Raw genomic sequence first — 23,058 nt, forward strand, 5'->3', positions numbered from 1 at the left:
CAATACGCCTTAACATAGGGTCCGCGCGACTTTCAAAACAAGGTTAAGGCCGTCGGCCTTAACAGCGTGGTAACGGAGCGAATTCATGTCGAAGCCTGATCTGGCCAGCCTCGAAAAGACCATCGAGAAGGCCTTCGAGGAGCGCGACACGATTTCGACCGCGACCCGCGGCGAAACGCGCGACGCCATCCAGTCCTCACTTGACCTGCTCGACCGTGGCACCGTGCGCGTCGCCGAGCGCCAGGCCGATGGCAAATGGCATGTCAACCAATGGCTGAAGAAGGCGGTGCTGCTCTCGTTCCGGCTCTATCCGATGGAGATCATCAAGGGCGGCCCCGGCCAGGCAGTCTGGTGGGACAAGGTGGCGTCGAAGTTCGACGGCTGGAGCGCGGTCGATTTCGAGAAGGCAGGCTTCCGCGCCGTGCCGTCTTCGATCGTGCGCCGCTCGGCCTATGTCGCGCCGGGCGCGGTGCTGATGCCGTCCTTCGTCAATGTCGGCGCCTATGTCGATAGCGGCACCATGGTCGACACCTGGGCCTCGGTCGGCTCCTGCGCCCAGATCGGCAAGAATGTGCACCTCTCGGGCGGCGTCGGCATCGGCGGGGTGCTGGAGCCGATGCAGGCCGGCCCGACCATCATCGAGGACAATTGCTTCATCGGCGCGCGCTCCGAAGTGGTCGAGGGCTGCATCGTGCGCGAAGGCTCGGTGCTCGGAATGGGTGTGTTCATCGGCCAGTCGACCAAGATCGTCGACCGCGCCACCGGCGAAGTGTTTTATGGCGAGGTGCCGCCTAATTCGGTCGTCGTCGCCGGCTCGATGCCGGGCAAGGCCTTTCCGAACAACGAGCCGGGCCCTGGCCTCTACTGCGCCGTCATCGTCAAGCGCGTCGATGCCAAGACCCGGTCGAAAACCTCGATCAACGAACTGCTGCGTGATTGATCCTGTCCGAGCAACCAGAGCGCTCCAGATTGCCCAACACACCACCACTTCCCTGGCTTTTCTTCAGCCTCTCAGGGCGCGTCAGCCCAAGTGCCTACGTGCTCGCCGGGCTGCTGCTGGTGCTTGCACAGTTTTTCCCGCTCTACCAGTTGTCGAGACTGGAACCCGGCACCGCAACCAGCCAGAACTGGGCACTTGTGTTCTGGGTCGTTTTGCTGATCTCGACATGGTCGAGCTTTGCGGTAACCGCAAAGCGGTTTCATGATTTCGGCAAGCCGACTTATTACGCGTTGATCTCTCTTGTCATCGGCCCCATTCTTCTCATCGTTCTAGCGTGTTTCCGCGGTGACCCCGGTCCGAACCGCTACGGCAAACGCAGCAACGCGCCGGCTGAACCATGAGCGCCGACCGGATATCTCGCCATGCGCTACCGCACGCTTGATCCGAAACTGATCATCGACACCGCCGAGCGGCTGGAAGAGCGCGTCGCCGAGCGTTTTCCCGATGCCGGCCTGCGCGGCGTCGCCGCCGAACTGGTGTCGCTGTCGCGCGACCTGGCCAAGGCGGCGCAGGCGCTGGAAGCGCCGATCTGGTGGCTGCGCGGCGCCATCGTCGCCGCTGTTGCCGCCGGCGCGCTGACCTTCCTATTCGTCGGCACCATCCTGCCGCTCATCCATATCTCGCAGGCCGACGATGCGGTGCAGTCGGTGCAAGGCATCGAAGCCACGATCAACATGATGATCCTTGCCGTGCTCGGCCTGCTGGCGCTGATCCGCACCGAGGAGCGCATCAAGCGCAAGCGGGTGTTTCGCCAGCTGCATGGGTTGAGATCGCTGATCCATGTCATCGACATGCACCAGCTGACCAAGGATCCGGCAGCATTGTCCGCCAATTTCAGGCCGACCGCGCATTCGCCGGCTCGCATCACCAATGCCGCCGACCTGGCGCGCTACCTCGACTATTGCTCGGAAATGCTGTCGATCACCGGCAAGATCGCGGCGCTGTTTGCGCAGTCCGTCAATGACGATGTGGTCATCGACGGCGTCAACGACGTCGAGAACCTGGCGTCCAACCTGTCGCGCAAGATCTGGCAGAAGATCACGCTGATCGAGAACCACCCGGCGGCGCAGCCCGTGCCGGCGCCAGGCCCGGCGAGCAAAGCGCCGGCTCCGAGGCGCGCACCAAAGCTGTGACGCGGCGGGCCCACGCGCCTGTTTTCGGGCTATGCGGGCCAAGGCCCGAGGCTCGCGGCAAGTAGACTATCCAGTGACGGCTTCCGGCGTCAGCCCGGGTGAGCCGCGCGTTTCCCGCTCGGCCTGCCGCACCAGCGCGGTGACCCGCTTCAGCAGAGGCGCCGGCGTGCCGGCCTTTTCGGCGAGGCTCAGGACGGCCCCCTGCAGGTCACCGATCTCGGTCGGCCGACCGCGCTGGAGGTCGTCCCACATCGACGAGCGCGCCTGCGGGTCGATGGCGAGCATGCGGCGGGCGACCAGCCGGAACAGCCAGTCCGGCAGCCGGAGCAGCTTCGGCAGCAGGCCGGGACGCAAGCCGCCGATCCGCGCCGGCGCGATATGTAACGCCTTCATCGCCGCCAAGGCCTCGTCGATCTGACCGGCCAGGATCCGCCGCCAGCGGCGGTCGGCAAGTTCGCTCGCCAGCGGCAGGCCGGACAAGGCGACAAGCGCGTTGTTGAGGTTGATCAGCAGCTTGCCCCACTGAACGGCTTTCATGTCGGGATGGGTTTCCACGCCAAGCCCTTCGACATCGAGAAGGCCGGCAAGGCCGGTCACGCCATCTTCGATCATGACCTTGCCGTTGCTGGCGCGATGCACGTGAAGCGGCAAATTGCCTATGGCCGACTGGACGACATTGAACGGCACCATGCCGGCGAGCACAGTCCGTCCACCGAGCCCGGCGCGTAACCGGTCGGCATTGCCGACGCCGTTCTGGAGGCTGACCACCACGACTTCGCCGCGCGCATGTCCGGCAACAAGCGACGCCATCTCCTCGGTAGCGCCGTTCTTGACCGTCACCAGCACCACGTCGGCACTGGCCAGGGCAGCGGCGGGATCGGTGGTGACGGACTCCGGCCGGATGGATCGGTCGCGATTATCGAGATCGGTGATGCGCAGGCCGCCGTCCAGCAAGACCGTCGCGATGCTTGGCCGCGCCAAAAACACCACCTTGCGTCCGGCCAGCGCCAGGCAGCCGCCGACATAGCAGCCTATGCTGCCGGCGCCGGCAATGACGATGGTCTTTTCGGCGTTGGCCATGCGATTATCTCGTGTTGGCCTGCACTATACGACAGGAAAACCATAATGTCGGCGGCAGGACCGGTCATCATCTCTGGCCGTGACAGGCCTTTCGCTTTCGACTATCGCTTTGCCCATGAAACTGCCGACCGATCCCGCCGCCAACCTCGCGACCCTCATACGCTGCGCCTCCGTAACGCCCGCCGAGGGCGGCGCGCTGGCTGCCCTGGAAGGCATGCTGAAGCCGCTCGGCTTTTCCGTCGAACGCCCGGTGTTTTCCGAAGACGGCACCCCCGACATCGAGAACCTCTACGCGCGTCGCTCCGGCAATGGGCCGCATCTGATGTTTGCCGGCCATACCGACGTGGTGCCGGCGGGCGACGAGGCGTCGTGGACGCATCCGCCCTTCGCCGCCGAGATCGCCAAGGGCGAGATGTATGGCCGCGGCGCCGTCGACATGAAGGGCGGCATCGCCTGTTTCATCGCCGCCGTGGCGCGCCATGTCGAGAAAAAGGGTGGTCCGAAAGGCTCGGTCTCGCTGCTGATTACCGGCGACGAGGAGGGGCCGGCGATCAACGGGACGACAAAACTGCTCGACTGGGCGGCGGCCAGGGGCGAGAGATGGGACGCCGCGATCGTTGGCGAGCCGACCAATCCGGACACGCTCGGCGACATGATCAAGATCGGCCGGCGTGGCTCGATGTCGGGCAGTGTCACGGTCAACGGCCGCCAGGGCCATGTCGCCTATCCATTGCTCGCCGACAATCCGGTGCGCGGCCTGATCAGCCTGGTCGACGCCTTGCTGTCGCCCGTCTTCGACAAGGGCACGAAGGATTTTCAGCCGACCAATCTGGAAGTGACCTCGATCGATGTCGGCAACCCGGCGACCAATGTTATTCCGGCCAAGGCGACAGCCACCTTCAACATCCGCTTCAACGACACATGGACTGCCGAGACGGTGCAGGCCGAGATCCATAACCGCCTCGACCAGGCGGCGAAGCGCAAGAAATACCGGACCGGCAAGACGCCGGTCGACTACGAGCTGATCTGGCGCGACCGGCCGAGCCATGTCTTCCTGACGCGCGACGACAAGCTGATCGAGACGCTGCGCGGGTCGATCAAGGCGACAGTCGGCAAGGAGCCGGCGCTGTCCACCTCGGGCGGAACCTCGGATGCGCGTTTCATCAAGGACTATTGCCCGGTGGTCGAGTTCGGCCTCGTCGGCAAGACCATGCACATGGTCGACGAGCGCGTCGCACTGGCCGACCTCGAGACGCTGACCCAAATCTACCAGCGCTTCATCGATGACTGGTTCGAGCAGGGCTGATCATGCTTTCGGTTGACGAGACCTCTTCATCGCTTAACGGCGCCTGGCGGCTGATGCTCGGAAAGGCCGACGGCTTGCGGCTGCTCGACCTTTCGGCGGACGGCTTCTGGAATTCCTTCTTCGCCATCGTCGTCGCCGCGCCGGCGATGATCGTCGGCTGGGTCGGCACGGCCAACGAGATCGGCGATCCCAATGCGTTCGCCGGCCGGCTGGGCATGTTGATTCGCCTGGCGACCGTCGACCTCGGCTCGTGGCTGCTGCCCCTGGTTGTGCTTGCCCTGGTCGCATCGCGCGCCGGCATCGGCGACCGCTTCGTCCACTATGTCGTCGCCAGCAACTGGGCGTCGGCGATCACTGCCTGGATGCTGCTGCCTTCAGCGCTGATCAGGCTTTTCCTGCCTTCTGGCAACCCGGTTGCCGAATTGGTGTGGCTGGTTCTGGTGGTGCTTTCGCTGGTATTCTCCTGGCGGATGACCAACGCCGCGATCGGCAAGGGCGCGGCTGTCGGCAGCGCCGTGTTCGCAGGCATGTTGGTGGTGTCTCTGGCCGTGTTGTTCGGCCTGGTGGCGCTGCTCGGCATCACTGTGCCGACCGCCGCTCCGGCCTAGAACTTTTCCGGATAGTCTACACCGACGAGAAAAAGCCCGTCGGGCGGCGCCACCTGGCCGCAGGCGGCGCGGTCTTGTGCAGCGAGCGCGGCCTTGAGGTCGGCGGCGGTCCAGCCGCCGTCGCCGACGCGTTTCAGCGAACCGACCATGGAGCGCACCTGGTTGTGCAGGAAAGAGCGCGCCGAGGCCCTGACTTCGATCAGGTCGCCCTGGCGGCTTACATCGAGCCGCTCCAGCGTCCGCACCGGACTATTGGCCTGGCATTGCGTCGAGCGGAAGGTGGTAAAGTCATGTCGGCCGAGCAGGACTTTCGCCGCTTCGTGCATGGCGTCCGCATCGAGCCGCTTCGGCACCCACCAGACCTTGCCCTTTTCCATCGCTGCAGGCGCGCGCCGGTTGAGGATGCGGTAGAGATAGTGCCGTCCGGTGGCCGAGAAACGGGCGTCGAACTCATTGGGGACAACCGTGGCCTGCAGGATGGCGATGCGCGCGCCTGCCGCCTGCAGGTGCGCGTTGACGGCGTCGCGCACCTTGTCGTTTGGCCATGCCTTGGCGAGGTCGACATGCGCCACCTGGGCGGTCGCATGCACGCCGGCGTCGGTGCGGCCGGCGGCGCGTATCCGCACCGCCTCACCGCAAAATTTCTCGATCGCCTGCTCTATCGCCTGCTGCACCGAAGGCTGATCCGCCTGGTGTTGCCAGCCGGCGAAGAGGCTGCCGTCATATTCGATATCGAGACGAAAACGCGGCATACACCCTTCGTTCAGGCGGCGAGTGCGGTAAAGGCCTGGGCGTAGACCAGTTTGCCTTTTTCGGGTGCGTCACCCCAGGCCAGCGCCTGCAGCGCTTCGCCCTGATATTCGCTCTCGAACTTTTCGGCGCGCGCATGGCTGTAGCCGAAGCGGCCGTAATAGGCCGGATCGCCCAACACAACGGCGAGCGTCTCGCCGCCATCCCTGAGGCGGATATGCGCCTCGCGGATCAGCGCACCGCCAATGCCCGAGCCGTGGAACGAAGGTTCCACCGCCAACGGCGCCAGCGCCACGGCTGCAAACTGCTTGCCGCCGTTCTGGACGAACAGCCTGGAAAACAGGATGTGGCCGACCACCTGGCCGTCTTCTTCCGCCACCAGTTCGACAACGGCGTCGCCGCCGGTGACCAGAGCGTCGACCAGCCCGGCCTCCGCCTGCTGGCCGAATGCGTGTTCCTCGACCAGGCGTATGGCCTCGCGGTCCCGCGGCGTCGCGCCGCGTATCGACATCATGCTCATGAGAACTTCATTCCTTTTTCGATCTTGGCCCCGCGCAGAAACTCCTGCGCGGCAGCGGGCTTTCCGCCCGCCCGTTGAACTTCGACCAGCCTGACCGCGCCCGACCCGCAGGCGACCGTCAGCCGGTCATCGAGAATTCCTCCCGACTCGCCCATGCTTTCAGAAAGCGTGCCTTCCAAAAGCGTCGAGCGAAGCAGTTTCAGCCGTTCCGTGCGCCCGCCGATGTCGGCCTCGCACCAGGCGCCGGGAAATGGCGACAGGCCGCGAATGTGATTGTGGACCTCCGCAGCCGGGCGCGTCCAGTCCACACGTGTCTCCGACTTATCGATTTTCCTGGCGTAGGTCACCCCGTCAGCCGCCTGCAAAGTCGATGCCAGGGTATTTGTCTCCAATCGGGACAGCGCTTCCACCATCAGCGTGGCAGCAATATTCATCAAGCGGTCGTGCAGATCGCCGGCCGTCATGTCGGGCTCTATGGCGCATTTTTCAACCAGTGCCACCGGACCGGTGTCCAGGCCCTCTTCCATGCGCATCACCATCATGCCGGTTTCGACGTCGCCGGCCATAATGGCTCGCTGGATGGGAGCTGCACCACGCCAACGCGGCAAAAGCGAGGCGTGGCCATTGAGGCAGCCGAGGCGCGGAGCCTCCAGAATAGCCTTCGGCAACAGCAAACCATACGCGACGACGACTGCGACATCGGCACGCAACGCATGGAAAGCAGCTTGCTCGCCCTCGCCCTTCAGCGACAGCGGCGTGCGCACTTCGATGCCCAGCCGCTCAGCCTCGCGCTGCACCGGCGACGGTGTCAGCTCCAGACCGCGGCGGCCGGCGGCGCGCGGCGGCTGGGTGTAGACGGCTGCTATCTCGTGCTCGGCCTCGGCAATCGCGCGCAGCACCGGCACCGAAAACTCCGGCGTGCCCATGAAGATGACGCGAAGCGGCATTTTCGTCCAGTATCCTGTTCTGCGCGCGGCAGTCCGCTCAAGCGTCTGCTTCAAACGGGTTTACGATCTTGAGGTCAAGCTCTTCGAAGTCCCTGATATTGCGCGTCGCCAGCATAGCGTCGTGCGACAGGCAGATGGCAGCGATCATGGCATCGGAAAGGCTGATCGGCCGGCCGATAGTTTCCCGCATTGCCCGGAGCTTGCCCGCCAGACGGGGAATGGGACCGGCAAATTCGACGACACGTCCCGAAAACTGCTTCGAAACCAGGTGGTCAAGTGCACGGACGTGGCGGTCCGAGCCGGTCTTGTTTAGAAACCTTTCGGCTCCAAAGGACTGCTCCATGACAACAGGACCGCAGAGATAGAGGTCGAGCAGGTCCTGTCTGCGAAACCACTTAGCGACGTTTGGATCGGGCGCGGGCCGGCTCGCTTCCGAGACGACATTGGTATCGAGGATTATCACTCGAAATTCTCAATGGTGCGGCCAAAGTCGCGTTTCCGTTCCGCTTCGATCTCATCCATCATCTGCGCAAATTCGTCGCTGATTGCATTTTCCGAGGCGAAGGCAGCGCGAATCGCATCCCAAGCCGTGAGTCCAGGCTCGGCCTTGCCTTCTTTTTCCGCAACCATGCCTTTTCGCAATAAATCGATCGCCTTGATCGAGAGGCTTTGGCCGCCCTTGCGTGCCGCATGCTCGATTTCACGCTTCAATGGCTCGGGAATATCTCTGATCAACATATCGCCCATCGGAGTCTCCAGTCTGATATCAATGATATCACGCAAGGAAGCGTCTCTCAATAGGGGCGGGTCGAGAGGGATGTTGTGCGATGCGCCGAAAGCAGGGCTATCCCACCAGCTTGCCCGGCGCCTTGTCCTTGGCGAGCTTCTTGAACTTCTTGACCACCATGTCGCGCTTCAGCTTCGAGATGTGGTCGATGAACAGCACACCGTTGAGATGGTCGATCTCGTGCTGCAGGCAGGTCGCCATCAGGCCTTCGGCCTCGATCTCCTGCAGCTTGCCGTCGCGGTCGAGATATTTCACGCGCACCGAGGCGGGACGCTCGACCTCGGCGTAATAGTCCGGGATCGACAGGCAGCCTTCCTCGTAGACGGAGCGAGCGTCGGCGCTTTCGAGGATTTCGGGATTGATGAAGACATGCGGCGCCGGCGGCTCGTCTTCCTTGGCGAGGTCGATGACCAGCATGCGCAGCGGCTCGCCGATCTGGATTGCGGCCAAGCCGATGCCCGGCGCATCATACATCGTCGCCAGCATGTCGTCGGCCAGTTTGCGCAAAGGCGCGTCGACGCGTTCGACCGGTTTGGAAACCTGGCGCAGGATAGGATCGGGAAGGATGATGAGCGGCTTGATCGACATGGCGCCTCACCTAAAACGTCGCAGGAGAAGCGTCAACCGGTGCGAATCGGTCTCGTTCACGTTTTGATCTGTGCCAGGTCTGCGAATCGGCTATGCTGGCGGGATGAACGACCTGAGCACCATCCTTTCCGAACCCGTTGCCCGGCTTGGCGCTACGACGATCACGCTCGGCCATGCACTGGCCATCGGCGCGCTGGTGTTTCTCGGCCTGTTCCTGGCGCTTGTCGTGGCGCTGTGGCGATCGGCCAAGGCGCGCACCATCGCCGCGGCGGAAGCTGCCGACCACGCCCGCGACGCCGAGGCGCGGATGGCCGGCATTTTGCAAAGCCAGGCCGAGATGCAGGGCCGCATGGGCGCCATCGCCGACGTGTTCGGCGCAAGGCAGGCCGAACTCAACCAGTCGATCGGCCAGCGCCTCGACGCCATGACCGGCAGGCTCGGTCAAACCATGACCGAACAGACCAAATCGACGCATGAGAGCCTCGCCAAACTGCAGGAACGGCTGGCGGTCATCGACACCGCGCAAGGCAACATTCAGTCGCTGGCCGGCCAGGTCGTGCAATTGCAGGCGATCCTGTCCAACAAGCAGACGCGCGGCGCCTTCGGCCAGTCGCGCATGGAGGCGATCGTCGCCGACGGCCTTCCGATGGGCGCCTACGAGTTCCAGGCAACGCTGTCAAACGGCAGCCGTCCCGACTGCCTGGTCAGGATGCCGAACGGTGCGCCGCAGCTTGCCATCGACGCCAAGTTTCCGCTGGAAGCCTGGAACGCCATCCGCGCCGCCGATGGCGCCGAACAACAGAAGATCGCGGCCCAGGCTTTCCGCCGCGACATCGAAATTCACGTCCGCGATATCTCGGAAAAATACCTGATCCAGGGCGAGACGCAGGACACCGCCTTCATGTTCGTGCCGTCGGAATCGGTGTTCGCCGAAATCCACGAGAATTTTGACGCCGTGGTCCAGAAGGCGCACCGGGCGCGTGTCATCATCGTCTCGCCGTCGCTTTTGATGCTGTCGATCCAGGTCATCCAGGCCATCCTCAAGGACGCCCGCATGCGCGAACAGGCGCATCTGATCCAGGGCGAGGTGATCCGGCTGATGGAAGACGTCGCGCGCGTCGACGAACGCGTGCGCCGGTTGCAGACGCATTTTGGCCAGTCGGCCAAGGATATCGACGAGATACTGGTGTCGACGTCGAAGGTGACCAAGCGCGGCCAAAAGATCGAAGCGCTGGAGTTTGGCGAAAGCGAAGCCGAAGTGCGCGGTGGCGGACCCGCCAAGGCCGAAGCCGGGGTGCGGGTGGCGGATTCCAAGACGGGGCAGCTCAGGCTGCGTGTCGTCGAAGGCGACGATTAAAGCGCATCGCGCTGAACGGATTCATACGACGCGCTTTAAAAGTCTTTGTTTTGATGCATGTCGTTGTCCCAGAACCGCGGCACACTTCTGGGCGCCATGCATTAGACCGTAGCCACGATCACGTGCGCCTGGATCTTGGCCGCAACCTCGCCGCTGCCGTGTCTGGCTGCAATCACGGACGCGGCGTGATCGGTTGCGGCTTCCAGTTTTCCTCTAGCCTCGATTTCGTTGCGAAGCGGAGTTCCCTGGCAATAGGCAACCGCCGGAAGGCGCGGCGAGGAGGCACGGCTTTGTTCGGCCCTCGTGTCGATCACCACACGGGAGAAACCTGCGGCTTCCAACTCGCCGCGGATCAATGCAATGTCATTGTAGCCGTGCGGCGTGCGGGCGAGAAAGCGGGGCGGATCGTTCGGAAAAATCTCCGCAAGAGCATTCGTCACATCATTGGCGAATACATTCTCTTCGATGCGATCCCACACGTTGAACAGGAAATGGCCGCCGGTCTTCAGGACCCGCTTTGCTTCGCGATAGCCGGCGGCTCGGTCGGGAAAGAACATCGCGCCGAACTGACAGCAAACGAGATCGAAAGCCGCATCTTCGAACGGCAGCGCCAGAGCATCCGCCTGACGCCATTGTATACGACTGTCGGGAGCTTGTCGCGAGGCCGCGTAGTCGAGCATAGGCTGGTTGAGGTCGGTCACGACATAGCTTGCGCCGGGAGACAGTTTTGGAGCCAATGCGCGGGTGACAACGCCGGTGCCGGCGGCGACTTCCAGGACGGCGCCGGGCGACAAGGACGCTGCCCGTCGTGCCAAATCCGCGGCGAACGGCTCGAAGATCAGCGGCACCATGTAGCGGTCGTAGTTTTCCGGAATCGAGCCGGCAAACACTTTGTCCGTTTCCGACATTGCTATCCCCCGCCATCCGTTTGATGGCTAGCCTAGCACATTATTGGCTGGTTTGGGCCGCGTTTAACCGGGAGGCAGGTGCTACTGCGCCTCTACGATGCTTACGCCCTCGAATTCCGGAAGCCAGTGCAGGGCCGATCGGTGCCATTTCTGTTGGGTCGGAACGAGATCCTCGCGTTGCCGCGCGGTCCCCGCCCTGATCCCATAGACCTTCGGCCCGTCGCCAACCGACGTTGCGTAAAGATGCGAACCGCAGTCGCCGCAGAACGCCTGGGCACGCTTGGCGCCGCTCGATCCCGTCTTGATATAAACCTTCGGTGTTCCCTTGGTGATCCTATAATGATCCTCAGGCGCGGGAACAGTGACACGAAAGGCGGTGCCGGTCAGTTGCTGGCAGTCGGTGCAATGACAGATAGAGGTCTTTTCCGGGTCGACCTCTGCTTCATAAGCTATGGCGCCGCAATGACACCCACCATCGATTTTCATGGTTGATTCTCCGAATTCCGTCGAGTGATCTTAGCGGGACCAGGCGATGGGGCCAACGGTGGACTGCTGGTCCAGAACTAGTCCGACGCCGCCTCGACCTGCTTGCGCCGGTGCTCCCAGGTTCCGGTCGTCTGCGGCTTGACGAACAGCCTGGTGATCTCCGGCATTTCTTTTTTCAAGAGCGCCTCGATGCGCTCGACACAGGCTTCGATCTCAGGCGCCGTCAGATGGTCCTCGAATTCGATGCTCAGCCCAGCGACGATCTGTCGAGGGCCGAGATGGACGGTGAGAACGCCGTTGGCCCGCTGCACTGCCGGATCCTGCTGGGCGATGGTCAGCACCTTGGCCTGCACTTCCGGCGAGGCCGGCTCACCGATGAGCAATCCCTTGCTTTCGCGCGCCAGAAAGATGGCGGTGGCGCCGAGGATCATCGCGATGCCGATCGAGGCGACGCCGTCGAGTTCGGGCATGTCGAGGAGTTCGGCCGCCAATATGCCGGCGAAGGCGACGAACAGACCGAGCAGGGCGGCGCTGTCCTCGAACAGGATCGTGTAGACGCTCGGATCCTTGCTCGATTGCACGGCCTGCAGCCAGCCTTGCTTGCCCTTCTGCTGGCGGAACTCCTTCAGCGCCACGTACCAGGAGCTGCCCTCGAACAGCATTGAGAGGCCCAGCACGATGTAGTTGATTTTGGGATTGGCGACCGGCTCAGGCGCCATGATGTGGACGACGCCTTCATAGAAGGACACGCCGGCGCCGAGCGCGAATACGAGCAGGGCGACAATGAAGCTCCAGAAATACAGCTCGCGGCCATGGCCGAGCGGATGCGTGCGGTCCGGCGGGCGGGCGGCGCGGTGCATGCCGTAGAGCAGCAGCCCGCCATTGCCGGTATCCACCAGCGAGTGCACGCCTTCCGACAGCATCGCCGAGCTGCCGGTGAAGAAGGCGGCGACGAATTTGGTCACAGCAATAGCGAGATTACCGGCGAGCGCCGCGTAGATGACCGTCTTCGACCCGCCATGTGCTGCCATGCTGTCCCTCTAAGGAACCTGATGTAACGCCCCTGCCGCCGAGCTCCACAGGCATCACAACGCACGAATCGCCCGGTCGTTCAGGGTCTTGTAGGCCAGCTTGCGGAAAGACGCCCCTATTCGATGATCTCGTCCGTCCACACCTTGAAACCAGCCAGCGTGCCCGGTCCGAAGATGTGGGTGAGCGGCACGTCGGCGGCGTCGCGGCCCGACGCGATCAGGATGCGGCCGATGCGCGGCGAATTGTTGCGTGGATCGAAGACATGCCAGCGGCCGCCGAGATAGACCTCCATCCAGGCTGCGAAATCCATGCTCGCCCAAGGTTTGGGCAGGCCGATGTCGCTGATGTAGCCGGTGCAGTAGCGGGTCGGGATGTTTAGCGCACGGCAGAAGGTGACCGCGAGGTGGGCAAAGTCGCGGCAGACGCCGCTTTGCTCGCGATAGGCTTCGGCCGCGGTGCGCGTCGGTCGGGCATTGCCGTAGCTGAAGACGATGTGGTTGTGAACGAAATCACAGACCGCCTGGACGCGGGCAATACCGAGCGGAGTGTGCCCGAACAGCCGCCAGGCTTCGCTGGCCAGCAGATCGCTCTCGCAAAAGCGGCTGGGCAACAGGAACAGCAATGTGTCCGACGGCAGGTCGCGCACCTCATGCTGCCAGGCCATCAGGTCGCCCATCTCGAAGGTACCGGGGTCGCGGATTACCGAATCGGTGCCGAAGGTGAAGCGTCCGGGCGGGGCGACGAAACGGTTGCACCAATTGCCGAAACTGTCGCGGTAGCTCTGGATCGGCACCGGCGGGTTGGAGGTCAGGAAATCCGGGCGCTCGAGATCGGAGGCCCTGGAGTAGTGGACGTTGAGCATCGCGATCAGCGGCGTTTCCTGCGGAAAATCGAAACTCATCTCGCTGCCGATGCGGATTCGCATTGTCGTCCTGACCGCACTGCCTGATCATCGCCGGGCGAAGGCATGGCCGATGCTGCAGTGCGAAGGCAACCATGGCACGGACCGGAATGGTTTACGAGCAAATTAGAAACCGGTTGAAAGCGGCCCGACGGCGCCGGCGACAGACGCCCGCCCCCTTGCAGTCCGGCGTTTCTCTTGTTTCACTTGGCCTCCCAGCAACTGGAGGAACGAATCATGGCTAAAGGTGCGATGAAGGCGGGCAAGGAAGCTCGGAAGCCGAAAAAAGACGCCAAGAAGCCCGCAGCGGCTCCGGCACTCAAGGCGCCGCCCGTCAAGGCGATGAGGCTCAAGGAAAAGTAAGCCCGCCTCGGAAGATCTTGGACGGTTGAAATCCGGACAAACCGTTTCGGCGCAGATTTTGACACCGGCGGCATGAACGATGCGGCCGGTGTTTTTGTTGATCGCACCGGCGCAGCCGCTTGTGTCGAAGCGGCGAGGACGACCTCGCGCCTTCCCATAAATCGGCCGGGACGGCCCGCCATGCTCATGGAATGGAGTGCATCCCGATGTCGTGGATTTTTCTGTTTTTCGCCGGCCTGTTCGAAATTGGCTGGGCGATCGGCCTCAAATACACCGACGGCTTCTCGAAGCCGCTGCCGACGGTGCTCACCGTCGCCTCGATGATCATCAGCCTGGGCCTGCTTGGCCTGGCGCTGAAGACGCTGCCCGTCGGCACGGCCTATGCGGTGTGGACCGGCATCGGCACGGTCGGCACGGCGCTGCTTGGCATCTGGCTGCTGGGCGAGCCTGCGACGGCCATCCGGCTCGCCTGCATTGCGCTCATCGTCTGCGGCATTATGGGGCTGAAGCTCGCCGCCTGAGCTCCGAGGCATCAAATCCTTAAGTTAGGCAAACGCCTTCAGGGCCGCTGCAAGGCGACCCTGATGTCGATCGTTTCGATCGAAGCGTTAGCGGGCGGAGAAGCCCGGAGGCGTCCTGCCGGTACGCTGCTTGCGCGCCGCATAGCGTGCGTCGCGCTTGGCCTTGCGTTCGGCTTCGTCGGCCAGCAAACGGGCAATGCGCTCGTTTTCTTCGGCTTCCTTGATCTTCGCTTCAGCCTGCGCTGCCTCTTCGGCCGCAATACGCGCCGCTTCGGCTGCTGCCTCGCGCTCGGCCTTCTCGACCGCCTCGCGTGCCAGCTTTTCCTGCTTCAGCCTGGCCTTTTCGGCCTCGCGTATTTCGCGAGCCTCAAGAATCGCCTTGCGTTCGGCCTGTTTGGCCAGAACCGCAGGATCATCAGCCGCCGGCTTTGACTTGAAGCGCTCCAGAAGCGCCTTCTTTGCCTCGTTCGCGGCATTGCGCCGCTCGAAAATGTCTTTTTCCCTGTAGATAGCCAAGTCCACTTCCCTGAAGTCAATTCGCGACGCTTACATACGCGCGAAAACCGAGAGTTCAAGCGCCAAAACGGTATGCCAGCCATGAAAGTTTATGCTGTTGCAGCCGGGAGACGCGTTTTCCCTGAAACAAAGCCGGCCGAAACCGACATGCACTGTTCACTATCCGCCCCTCTGGCGGCCGGGGCGGCTCGCCGCTACCTCTAGCGGCAAATCAGAACATTTGGATGACATGCCATGGAACTCGGTCTCTACACTTTCGCCGACGTCAGCCCGGAGCCCGGCCCCGGCGCGATCGGCCCGCATCAGCGACTGCGCAATCTGATCGAGGAGGTCGAGCTGGCCGACCAGGTCGGCCTCGACGTCTTTGGTCTGGGCGAACATCACCGCCCCGACTATGCCGCGTCCGCGCCGGTGGTGGCGCTGGCCGCTGCCGCCGAACGCACCAAGCGCATCAAGCTGACCAGCGCGGTCACCGTGCTGTCCTCCGACGATCCGGTGCGCGTCTTCCAGCAGTTCGCAACGCTCGACCTTTTGTCGGGCGGCCGGGCCGAGATCATGGCCGGGCGCGGCTCGTTCATCGAATCCTTCCCGCTGTTCGGCTACAATCTCGAGGACTATGACGAGCTGTTCGCCGAAAAGCTCGACCTGCTGCTGGCCATCCGCGATAATGTGAATGTCACCTGGTCCGGCAATCTGCGCGCGCCGATCAACGACCGCGGCGTCTATCCGCGACCGCTGCAGGACAAATTGCCGATCTGGATCGCAATAGGTGGAACGCCGCAATCTGCTGCCCGCGCGGGCGTGCTCGGTTTGCCGCTGGCACTGGCCATCATCGGCGGCGAGCCGGCGCGGTTTGCACCGCTGTTCGACATTTATCGCGATGCCGCCAGGCGGGCCGGTACCGACCCCTCGGGCCTTGCCACCAGCATCAATGTGCACCGCTTCATCGCCGGCACCACTGAACAGGCGGCCGACGATTTCTATGGCCCGCAGGCCGAAGTGATGAACCGCATCGGCCGCGAGCGCGGCTGGGGCCCGACCTCGCGGGCGCTTTTCGATCGGTCGCGTGGTCCGAACGGCGCGCTGTTCGTCGGCGATCCGGAGCAGGTGGCGGAAAAGATCGTCGCCCAGCACAAAATCTTCAACAATGACCGCTTCCTGCTGCAGATGGCGATCGGCGCCATGCCGCACGCCAAGATCATGAAGGCGATCGAACTGTACGGCACCAAGGTGGCGCCGATCGTGCGCAAGGAGACCGCCAAGCCCGGCGTCGCCGTCGCAGCGCCAGCCGCCTGAGCGACGGGCGGCCCGGATTGAGGGCCTTGCCGGCTAACGGAACCTTGGGCTTGCAGAGGCGTTTCCGTCGTCGGAATGCACCAATTGCGGTGCGCCGCTGAGGGAAAATCATGAAAGCCGAACCCGCCGCTTTGGGTGCTGGCCTTGCCGAAACCGAAGAGGCGAGAGTTGTGGCGCGTGCCGACACGCATCTGATGCGTTCGCTGCTCATCGGGATCTTCCTGTTCATGGCCATCTACGCGCTGTATTTCGCGCGTGCTTTCTTCATGCCGGTCATCCTCGCCTTCCTGCTGACGCTGACGCTGACACCAATCGTGCGCTTCCTGCGCAAGCGCGGCATTCCGGAAGTGGTTTCGGCGACAATGTTGGTCGTGCTGTCGATCTGCGTCTTCGGCGTTGCCGGCTATCTGCTCAGCGGCCCGGTCATCGACCTTCTCAACAACACCTCGTCGATCGGCCAACAACTTACCGAACGGCTGGCGCAATTACGGCGTCCGCTCGAGAGGATCATGCAGATCTCGCATCAGATCGAACAGATGACGGAGACCTCGCAGGAGCCGGGCATCCAGAAGGTGGCGATGGCGCAGTCCGGCGTCCTGTCGGCCGCCGCCAGCAACGTCCTGTCGGCGGGGACAAGCCTGACCATCATCTTCGTGCTGTCGCTGTTCCTGCTGGCGTCAGGCACGATGTTCTATGAGAAGATCATCCAGTCCTTCGCCAGCCTCAGCGAGAAGAAGCGGGCCTTGCGCGTCGTCTATGACGTCGAGCGCGAAATCTCGCATTATCTGCTCACCGTCACCGTCATCAATGCCGGTCTCGGCGCGGTTATCGGCCTTGGCCTGTGGGCGCTCGGCATGCCCAACCCGCTGGTCTGGGGAACGATGGCGGCGCTGCTCAACTTCCTGCCATATGTCGGCGCGCTGATCACCATCGTGCTGGTCAGCGTCATTGCGATGATCAGCTTCGACTCGATCTCCTACGCCCTTTTGGCGCCGGGCTTCGTGCTTTTGTGCGACATCGTCGAAGGCCAGTTCGTTACGCCGATGGTTGTCGGCCGACGCCTCGAGATCAACGCCGTGGCGATCTTCATCGCCATCGCTTTCTGGTCCTGGCTTTGGGGCTTTGTCGGCGCGCTGATGGCGGTGCCGCTGCTGGTCGTCGTCAAAGTGTTCTGCGATCATTTCGATGGCCTCAGCCATGTCGGCAATTTTCTCGCCGCACAGCAGACGGCCGTGGTGGAGGAAGAAGCGGCCGAAGAGAACGGAAAGGCAGCGGCATAAGCTTGCCGCGCCTGTCCGTCATCGCGCATTTGTTGTCTTCAGGCGGAGTGCCTATATCGAGCCGGTCAAGCCGGACCCTGCGATGAACGATGCCTCCTTCGACCTCGATTCCTATTTCGACCGCATCGGCTATCGCGGCCCGATCGATGCTCCGCTCGGCACGCTGAGCGCGTCGCATCGCCAGCGTCCGCAGGCGATCCCGTTCGAGAATATGGACCCGTTGCTTGGCACCAGCTCGACATCGTCATTCCCGACCGCGCCTTCGAAACCAGGGTCAGGCAGTTGAACATCGTAAAGGCTTGAGGCCCATGACCGCACTTTCCGTTCTCGACCTGTCGCCGATCGTCGAAGGCAGCGACGCCTCGCAATCGCTGGCAAATTCGCTCGACCTGGCCCGCCATGCCGAGCGGCTCGGCTACAAGCGCTACTGGCTGGCCGAGCACCACAACATGCCGGGCATCGCCAGCGCGGCGACCGCCGTCGTCATCGCCCATGTCGCCGACGGCACCAAGACCATCCGCGTCGGCGCCGGCGGCATCATGCTGCCCAACCATGCGCCGCTGGTGATTGCCGAGCAGTTCGGCACGCTGGCGGCACTGCACCCCGGCCGCATCGACCTCGGCCTCGGCCGGGCGCCCGGCACCGATATGGGAACAGCGCGCGCGCTGCGCCGCAATCTCGAGGCGTCAGACAATTTCCCCCAGGACGTCGTCGAGCTGATGGGCTATTTCCAGCCGGCCGCGGAAGGCCAGCGTATCCACGCCGTGCCCGGCGAAGGCCAGAAGGTGCCGGTCTGGATCCTCGGTTCCAGCCTCTATGGCGCGCAGCTCGCCGCCATGCTCGGCCTGCCCTATGCGTTTGCCTCGCATTTCGCGCCGGCCGAACTCGACCATGCGCTGGAGATCTACCGTTCGCGCTTCCAGCCTTCGGAACAGCTGGACAAGCCCTATGTCATGCTCGGCCTCAACGTTTTCGCCGCACCGACCGATGGAGAGGCCAAACTGCTGTTCACCTCGTTGCAGCAGGCCTTCGTCAATCTGCGCACGGGGCGGGCCGGCCGCCTGCCGCCGCCGGTCGAGGGCTATGACCAGACGCTCGAGCCGATGGCAAAAACCATGATTTCGCAGGCGCTGTCCTGCGCCGTCGTCGGCTCTCCCGAAACCGTCCGGCAAGGCATAGACGCGTTCGTGCGCCGCACCGGCGCAGACGAGCTGATGGTGACCGCGCAGATCTTCGACCATGCGGCACGCGTGCGCTCGTTCGAAATCCTGGCCGAGGCGCATAAATCGCTGTCGCAGGCCGCGTGACGCTTTTGCCTGTGTCTGCTGTGGGCAGGCGCCTTCCTCAGCCAGGAGCCGCCTCTCTCACGCATAGGTGACGTTTTCTTGTGGTTTCGAAGCCCTGACTGGGCGCTTCGCCGGGGGATCGCGCAGATCCTGGGGTTTTGAGCGCGGTTTGAGCACATCCGGGCCGCCGGGCGGCTGTTCAAAGGCGCCAAGCGCGGCGCGGTGGATGCCATGCGCAGAATGCTTGCGCCCGATGCCGCCTGTTCTTATATACGCGCCAAGCCGCCCAGTGCCGGAATGCCGGTTGCCGGAGCGGAATTTCTTGTGAACAGGGGCTTTCGTCGGAACGCCTTACGGGTCCTGAGAGCCTGCTTAGCGGAGAGACTAGAAAAATGGCAAAAGTAATCGGTATCGATCTCGGCACCACCAACTCCTGCATCGCCATCATGGATGGCAAGGAGCCCAAGGTCATTGAAAATGCGGAAGGCGCGCGCACGACGCCTTCCATCGTCGCCATCTCGGGCGACGGCGAACGTCTCGTCGGCCAGCCGGCCAAGCGCCAGGCGGTCACCAATCCTGAAAACACCATCTTCGCGGTCAAGCGCCTGATCGGCCGCCGCTATGACGACCCGGTGACGGAGAAGGACAAGAAGCTTGTCCCCTACAAGATCGTCAAGGGCGACAATGGCGATGCCTGGGTCGAGGCCGGCGGCAAGAAGCAGTCGCCCAGCCAGATCTCGGCCATGATCCTGCAGAAGATGAAGGAAACGGCGGAGGCCTATCTCGGCGAGAAGGTCGAGAAGGCGGTCATCACCGTTCCGGCCTATTTCAATGACGCCCAGCGCCAGGCCACCAAGGACGCCGGCAAGATCGCCGGCCTTGAGGTGCTGCGCATCATCAACGAGCCGACGGCTGCAGCACTTGCCTACGGCCTCGACAAGAAGGATGGCAAGACCATTGCCGTCTATGACCTTGGCGGCGGCACGTTCGACATTTCGGTGCTCGAAATCGGCGACGGCGTGTTCGAAGTGAAGTCGACCAATGGCGACACCTTCCTCGGCGGCGAGGATTTCGACATGCGTCTCGTCGAATACCTGGCGGCCGAGTTCAAGAAGGAACAGGGCATCGACCTGAAGAACGACAAGCTTGCGCTGCAGCGCCTCAAGGAGGCGGCTGAAAAGGCCAAGATCGAGCTGTCGTCGACGACGCAGACGGAAATCAACCTGCCCTTCATCACCGCCGACGCGACCGGCCCCAAGCACCTGACGCTGAAGCTGACCCGTGCCAAGTTCGAGCAGCTGGTCGACGATCTCGTCCAGCGCACCATCGAGCCCTGCAAGGCAGCGCTCAAGGATGCCGGGCTGAAGGCTGGCGAGATCGACGAAGTGGTCCTGGTCGGCGGCATGACCCGCATGCCCAAGATCCAGGAGATCGTGAAGCAGTTCTTCGGCAAGGAGCCGCACAAGGGCGTCAACCCGGATGAGGTCGTCGCACTCGGCGCCGCAATCCAGGCCGGCGTGCTGCAGGGCGACGTGAAGGACGTGCTGCTGCTCGACGTGACGCCGCTGTCGCTCGGCATCGAGACGCTGGGTGGCGTGTTTACCCGCCTGATCGAACGCAACACGACCATCCCGACCAAGAAGAGCCAGGTGTTCTCGACCGCTGAAGACAGTCAGTCGGCCGTGACCATCCGCGTCTTCCAGGGCGAGCGTGAAATGGCTGCCGACAACAAGGCGCTCGGCCAGTTCGACCTGGTCGGCATTCCGCCGGCGCCGCGCGGCGTGCCGCAGATCGAGGTCACTTTCGACATCGACGCCAACGGCATCGTCAACGTTTCGGCCAAGGACAAGGGCACCGGCAAGGAGCACCAGATCCGCATCCAGGCCTCTGGTGGCCTTTCGGACGCCGACATCGAGAAGATGGTCAAGGACGCCGAAGCCAATGCCGAGACCGACAAGCAGCGGCGCGCCTTGGTCGAGGCCCGCAACCAGGCCGAGGCGCTGGTGCACTCCTCCGAGAAGTCGCTGAAAGAATATGGCGACAAGGTTTCGGAAACCGAGCGCACGGCGATATCGGAGGCTATCACGGCGCTGAAGGCTGCTGCCGAAGGCGACGATGCCGCCGACATCGAGGCCAAGTCGCAGACGCTTGCCGAAGCATCCATGAAGCTCGGCCAGGCCATGTACGAAGCTTCGCAGAAGGAAGCGGCGGAAGCCGACGCCAAGGCGGACGCGGCCAAGGATAGCGATGTGGTCGACGCCGATTTCGAGGAAATCGACGAAAACGACGAGAAGAAGAAGTCGGCCTGACCGGTTGACGGCAAATAAAGCGGAAAGCCCGGCGCAAAGCCGGGCTTTTTTGCAACCCTCGCTGAAAAATGCGGGCCTTGCCGAAAAAGTCACTGAAAAACACAGGCACAAGCGCGCCGGCCCTAGCATCCGGGCAGCACCGCTCCTAAATCGAGACAACGTGCCGGCAAACGACGCAACATGCATCAAGACGTTGAGCATCCGGACTGCGGGAAAAGATGAAAGCTGATTTCTACGAGACGCTGGGCGTGCAAAAGGGCGCCGACGAGAAGGAGCTCAAGAGCGCTTTCCGCAAGCTGGCCATGCAGTTCCATCCCGACCGCAATCCCGGCGATCACTCATGCGAGCATAAGTTCAAGGAAATCAACGAAGCCTACGAAACGCTGAAGGACCCGCAGAAGCGCGCGGCCTATGACCGTTTCGGTCACGCCGCCTTCGAGCAGGGCGGCATGAATGGCGGCGCGCAAGGTTTTGGCGCCGGCGGCTTCGCCGACATTTTCGAAGACATTTTCGGCGACATGATGGGCGGGCGCCAGCGCCGCTCGTCGGGCGGCCGCGAACGCGGCGCCGATTTGCGCTACAATATGGAAATCACGCTGGAAGAAGCGTTTGCCGGCAAGACCGCGCAAATCCGCGTGCCGGCCTCGATCTCATGCACGGAATGCTCCGGGACCGGCGCCAAGCCCGGCACCCAGCCGGTGACCTGCTCGATGTGCCATGGCCACGGCAAGGTACGAGCGACGCAAGGCTTCTTCTCGATCGAGCGTACCTGCCCGCAATGCCAAGGCCGCGGCCAGACGATCAAGGACCCGTGCCCGAAATGCGCCGGCCAGGGCCGCGTCACCGAGGAACGCTCGCTGTCGGTCAATATCCCGGCCGGCATCGAGGACGGCACCCGCATCCGGCTTGCCAATGAGGGCGAGGCGGGCCTGCGCGGCGGCCCATCGGGCGACCTCTATATTTTCCTGGCGGTGAAGCCGCATGAATTCTTCCAGCGCGACGGCGCCGATCTCTACTGCAAGGTGCCGATATCGATGACGACGGCCGCCCTTGGCGGCTCGTTCGAGGTGACGACGCTGGACGGCAGTCAGACCAAGGTGAAAGTGACCGAAGGCACGCAGAACGGCCGCCAGTTCCGCCTCAAGGGCAAGGGCATGCCGGTGCTGCGCCAGCCCAATGTCGGCGACCTCTATATCCAGACCGCGGTCGAAACGCCGCAAAACCTGTCGCGCCGCCAGCGCGAGTTGCTGGAAGAGTTCGAGCAGCTGTCGTCGAAGGACAATTCGCCCCAGTCGAGCGGCTTTTTCGCCCGCATGAAGGACTTTTTCGAATCCTTCGGCGAGCACTGAACCCAAGCCAAGGCCGCCACGCTTCCCAAACGTCATCAACATCTTATGCCAGATCGCGCCTTGCCTTGGACCTGTTAGCTGCTAAGTAGCGTTCGGGGAGTGTTGAGGAGAACTTGCATGGCACGTGGTCCGGGATTGCGGAAGGCGCTGGCGGAAAAGTTCGACGACGAACTCAAATTCTTCAAAGGCTGGATCGACAAGCCGAAGTCGGTCGGTTCGATCGTGCCGACAAGCTCCGTCACCGCCCGCAAGATGGCTTCCATCGTCAATCCGAAGTCCGGCCTGCCGGTGCTTGAAGTCGGCCCCGGCACAGGCGTCATCACGCGTGCAATCCTCGCCCAGGGCGTTAAGCCCGAAAACCTCTACGCGGTCGAATATTCCACCGATTTCGTGCGCCATCTGCGCCAGCTCTATCCCGGCGTCAACGTCATCGAGGGCGATGCCTTCAATCTCAACGCCACGCTTGGCGAGAAGAGCGGTATGGTTTTCGATTCCGTCGTCTCCGGCGTGCCGCTGCTCAATTTCCCGGTCGCACAGCGGATCGCCTATATTGAAAGCCTGCTAGACCGCATCCCGGTTGGACGGCCGATCGTGCAGCTGACCTATGGGCCGTTGTCGCCGATCCCGCCCGGCCGCGGCAATTACACGGTCAAGCATTTCGACTTCATCTTCCGCAACATCCCGCCGACGCAGCTGTGGATCTACCGGCGCGAAGCGCATTAGCTGGTATTGGGG

At 63.2% G+C, this 23,058-nt stretch carries 27 protein-coding genes; 15 read left to right on the top strand and 12 right to left on the bottom strand.

Features of this window, described 5'->3' with window-relative positions:
• The first annotated feature begins 85 nt into the window (after positions 1 to 85).
• The 3 genes from dapD to NLY33_RS04870 are packed head-to-tail and all read left to right on the top strand — an operon-like array spanning position 86 to position 2,133.
• Positions 86 to 940 carry a 2,3,4,5-tetrahydropyridine-2,6-dicarboxylate N-succinyltransferase gene (dapD, locus tag NLY33_RS04860; protein ID WP_023673222.1) on the top strand — a complete coding sequence of 285 codons (855 nt, stop codon included), beginning with the start codon at positions 86 to 88 and terminating at the stop codon, positions 938 to 940.
• Positions 937 to 1,341: a DUF805 domain-containing protein gene (locus NLY33_RS04865; RefSeq protein ID WP_084013651.1), complete on the top strand. Its 405-nt coding sequence runs from the start codon at positions 937 to 939 to the stop codon at positions 1,339 to 1,341. The genes dapD and NLY33_RS04865 overlap by 4 nt, the downstream gene beginning before the upstream one ends.
• A gap of 21 nt (positions 1,342 to 1,362) precedes the next feature.
• The gene (locus NLY33_RS04870) at positions 1,363 to 2,133 is read left to right on the top strand and encodes a hypothetical protein (RefSeq protein ID WP_023703796.1); all 771 of its coding nucleotides are present in this window, start codon (positions 1,363 to 1,365) and stop codon (positions 2,131 to 2,133) included.
• A gap of 66 nt (positions 2,134 to 2,199) precedes the next feature.
• On the opposite strand, the gene NLY33_RS04875 is transcribed toward NLY33_RS04870, so the two are convergent.
• Positions 2,200 to 3,213: a 2-dehydropantoate 2-reductase gene (locus NLY33_RS04875; protein WP_023703797.1), complete on the bottom strand. Its 1,014-nt coding sequence runs from the start codon at positions 3,211 to 3,213 to the stop codon at positions 2,200 to 2,202.
• Between the two features lie 115 nt (positions 3,214 to 3,328).
• Here NLY33_RS04875 and dapE point away from each other — a divergent pair, with 115 nt between their 5' ends.
• A complete protein-coding gene (gene dapE / locus NLY33_RS04880) occupies positions 3,329 to 4,519 on the top strand; it encodes a succinyl-diaminopimelate desuccinylase (RefSeq protein WP_023673218.1) in 1,191 nt (396 codons plus the stop codon).
• 2 nt (positions 4,520 to 4,521) lie between these two features.
• Positions 4,522 to 5,127, top strand: a complete 606-nt coding sequence (locus NLY33_RS04885; RefSeq protein WP_023703798.1) for a hypothetical protein — start codon at positions 4,522 to 4,524, stop codon at positions 5,125 to 5,127.
• On the opposite strand, the gene truA is transcribed toward NLY33_RS04885, so the two are convergent.
• From truA to def, 6 genes are all read right to left on the bottom strand, one after another.
• Positions 5,124 to 5,879, bottom strand: a complete 756-nt coding sequence (gene truA / locus NLY33_RS04890; RefSeq protein WP_023681338.1) for a tRNA pseudouridine(38-40) synthase TruA — start codon at positions 5,877 to 5,879, stop codon at positions 5,124 to 5,126. The genes NLY33_RS04885 and truA overlap by 4 nt on opposite strands.
• Positions 5,880 to 5,890: 11 nt before the next feature.
• Entirely contained in the window at positions 5,891 to 6,397 is a 507-nt protein-coding gene (locus tag NLY33_RS04895) for a GNAT family N-acetyltransferase (RefSeq protein WP_023673215.1), read from the bottom strand.
• Positions 6,394 to 7,344, bottom strand: a complete 951-nt coding sequence (gene fmt, locus NLY33_RS04900; RefSeq protein ID WP_023703799.1) for a methionyl-tRNA formyltransferase — start codon at positions 7,342 to 7,344, stop codon at positions 6,394 to 6,396. The genes NLY33_RS04895 and fmt overlap by 4 nt, the downstream gene beginning before the upstream one ends.
• 37 nt (positions 7,345 to 7,381) lie before the next feature.
• Positions 7,382 to 7,807, bottom strand: a complete 426-nt coding sequence (locus NLY33_RS04905) for a type II toxin-antitoxin system VapC family toxin (RefSeq protein WP_023703800.1) — start codon at positions 7,805 to 7,807, stop codon at positions 7,382 to 7,384.
• Complete coding sequence (locus NLY33_RS04910) at positions 7,804 to 8,091, bottom strand: hypothetical protein (protein WP_023696043.1); 288 nt, start codon at positions 8,089 to 8,091, stop codon at positions 7,804 to 7,806. Before NLY33_RS04910 ends, NLY33_RS04905 begins: the two co-directional genes overlap by 4 nt.
• A 97-nt stretch (positions 8,092 to 8,188) precedes the next feature.
• Positions 8,189 to 8,719, bottom strand: coding sequence for a peptide deformylase (gene def / locus NLY33_RS04915; protein WP_023673213.1), 531 nt, complete (start codon positions 8,717 to 8,719; stop codon positions 8,189 to 8,191).
• 103 nt (positions 8,720 to 8,822) lie between these two features.
• On the opposite strand from def, the gene NLY33_RS04920 reads away from it, so the two are divergent.
• A complete protein-coding gene (locus NLY33_RS04920) occupies positions 8,823 to 10,076 on the top strand; it encodes a DNA recombination protein RmuC (protein ID WP_023673212.1) in 1,254 nt (417 codons plus the stop codon).
• Between the two features lie 101 nt (positions 10,077 to 10,177).
• On the opposite strand, the gene NLY33_RS04925 is transcribed toward NLY33_RS04920, so the two are convergent.
• The 4 genes from NLY33_RS04925 to NLY33_RS04940 form a co-directional block, all read right to left on the bottom strand.
• Positions 10,178 to 10,984, bottom strand: coding sequence for a class I SAM-dependent methyltransferase (locus NLY33_RS04925; protein ID WP_023703801.1), 807 nt, complete (start codon positions 10,982 to 10,984; stop codon positions 10,178 to 10,180).
• Between the two features lie 81 nt (positions 10,985 to 11,065).
• A complete protein-coding gene (locus NLY33_RS04930; protein ID WP_023703802.1) occupies positions 11,066 to 11,470 on the bottom strand; it encodes a GFA family protein in 405 nt (134 codons plus the stop codon).
• A gap of 77 nt (positions 11,471 to 11,547) precedes the next feature.
• On the bottom strand, positions 11,548 to 12,501 hold the full coding sequence (locus tag NLY33_RS04935) for a cation diffusion facilitator family transporter (protein ID WP_023703803.1): 954 nt from the start codon (positions 12,499 to 12,501) through the stop codon (positions 11,548 to 11,550).
• A 116-nt stretch (positions 12,502 to 12,617) separates the two neighbouring features.
• Positions 12,618 to 13,427, bottom strand: a complete 810-nt coding sequence (locus tag NLY33_RS04940) for a transglutaminase-like domain-containing protein (protein ID WP_023687480.1) — start codon at positions 13,425 to 13,427, stop codon at positions 12,618 to 12,620.
• Between the two features lie 213 nt (positions 13,428 to 13,640).
• On the opposite strand from NLY33_RS04940, the gene NLY33_RS04945 reads away from it, so the two are divergent.
• Together NLY33_RS04945 and sugE are read left to right on the top strand one after the other, a co-directional pair.
• Positions 13,641 to 13,766, top strand: a complete 126-nt coding sequence (locus tag NLY33_RS04945; protein ID WP_006200611.1) for a hypothetical protein — start codon at positions 13,641 to 13,643, stop codon at positions 13,764 to 13,766.
• A gap of 206 nt (positions 13,767 to 13,972) precedes the next feature.
• Positions 13,973 to 14,287 carry a quaternary ammonium compound efflux SMR transporter SugE gene (gene sugE / locus NLY33_RS04950; protein WP_023681326.1) on the top strand — a complete coding sequence of 105 codons (315 nt, stop codon included), beginning with the start codon at positions 13,973 to 13,975 and terminating at the stop codon, positions 14,285 to 14,287.
• 87 nt (positions 14,288 to 14,374) lie between these two features.
• On the opposite strand, the gene NLY33_RS04955 is transcribed toward sugE, so the two are convergent.
• On the bottom strand, positions 14,375 to 14,803 hold the full coding sequence (locus NLY33_RS04955) for a DUF6481 family protein (RefSeq protein ID WP_023673205.1): 429 nt from the start codon (positions 14,801 to 14,803) through the stop codon (positions 14,375 to 14,377).
• Between the two features lie 234 nt (positions 14,804 to 15,037).
• Here NLY33_RS04955 and NLY33_RS04960 point away from each other — a divergent pair, with 234 nt between their 5' ends.
• From NLY33_RS04960 to pmtA, 7 genes are all read left to right on the top strand, one after another.
• The gene (locus tag NLY33_RS04960; RefSeq protein ID WP_023707747.1) at positions 15,038 to 16,099 is read left to right on the top strand and encodes an LLM class flavin-dependent oxidoreductase; all 1,062 of its coding nucleotides are present in this window, start codon (positions 15,038 to 15,040) and stop codon (positions 16,097 to 16,099) included.
• A 110-nt stretch (positions 16,100 to 16,209) separates the two neighbouring features.
• Positions 16,210 to 17,379, top strand: a complete 1,170-nt coding sequence (locus NLY33_RS04965; RefSeq protein WP_023703805.1) for an AI-2E family transporter — start codon at positions 16,210 to 16,212, stop codon at positions 17,377 to 17,379.
• 82 nt (positions 17,380 to 17,461) lie between these two features.
• The gene (locus tag NLY33_RS04970) at positions 17,462 to 17,665 is read left to right on the top strand and encodes an arylamine N-acetyltransferase (protein ID WP_023703806.1); all 204 of its coding nucleotides are present in this window, start codon (positions 17,462 to 17,464) and stop codon (positions 17,663 to 17,665) included.
• 22 nt (positions 17,666 to 17,687) lie between these two features.
• The gene (locus NLY33_RS04975) at positions 17,688 to 18,686 is read left to right on the top strand and encodes an LLM class flavin-dependent oxidoreductase (protein WP_023703807.1); all 999 of its coding nucleotides are present in this window, start codon (positions 17,688 to 17,690) and stop codon (positions 18,684 to 18,686) included.
• A gap of 371 nt (positions 18,687 to 19,057) precedes the next feature.
• On the top strand, positions 19,058 to 20,974 hold the full coding sequence (dnaK, locus tag NLY33_RS04980; RefSeq protein WP_023673200.1) for a molecular chaperone DnaK: 1,917 nt from the start codon (positions 19,058 to 19,060) through the stop codon (positions 20,972 to 20,974).
• 218 nt (positions 20,975 to 21,192) lie between these two features.
• Complete coding sequence (gene dnaJ, locus NLY33_RS04985) at positions 21,193 to 22,323, top strand: molecular chaperone DnaJ (RefSeq protein WP_023681322.1); 1,131 nt, start codon at positions 21,193 to 21,195, stop codon at positions 22,321 to 22,323.
• A 117-nt stretch (positions 22,324 to 22,440) separates the two neighbouring features.
• Positions 22,441 to 23,046 (top strand): phospholipid N-methyltransferase PmtA, encoded by a 606-nt coding sequence (gene pmtA, locus NLY33_RS04990; RefSeq protein WP_023681321.1) that lies wholly within the window; start codon positions 22,441 to 22,443, stop codon positions 23,044 to 23,046.
• Positions 23,047 to 23,058 lie beyond the last annotated feature (12 nt).

Source organism: Mesorhizobium sp. C432A (assembly GCF_030323145.1).
GTDB lineage: Bacteria > Pseudomonadota > Alphaproteobacteria > Rhizobiales > Rhizobiaceae > Mesorhizobium.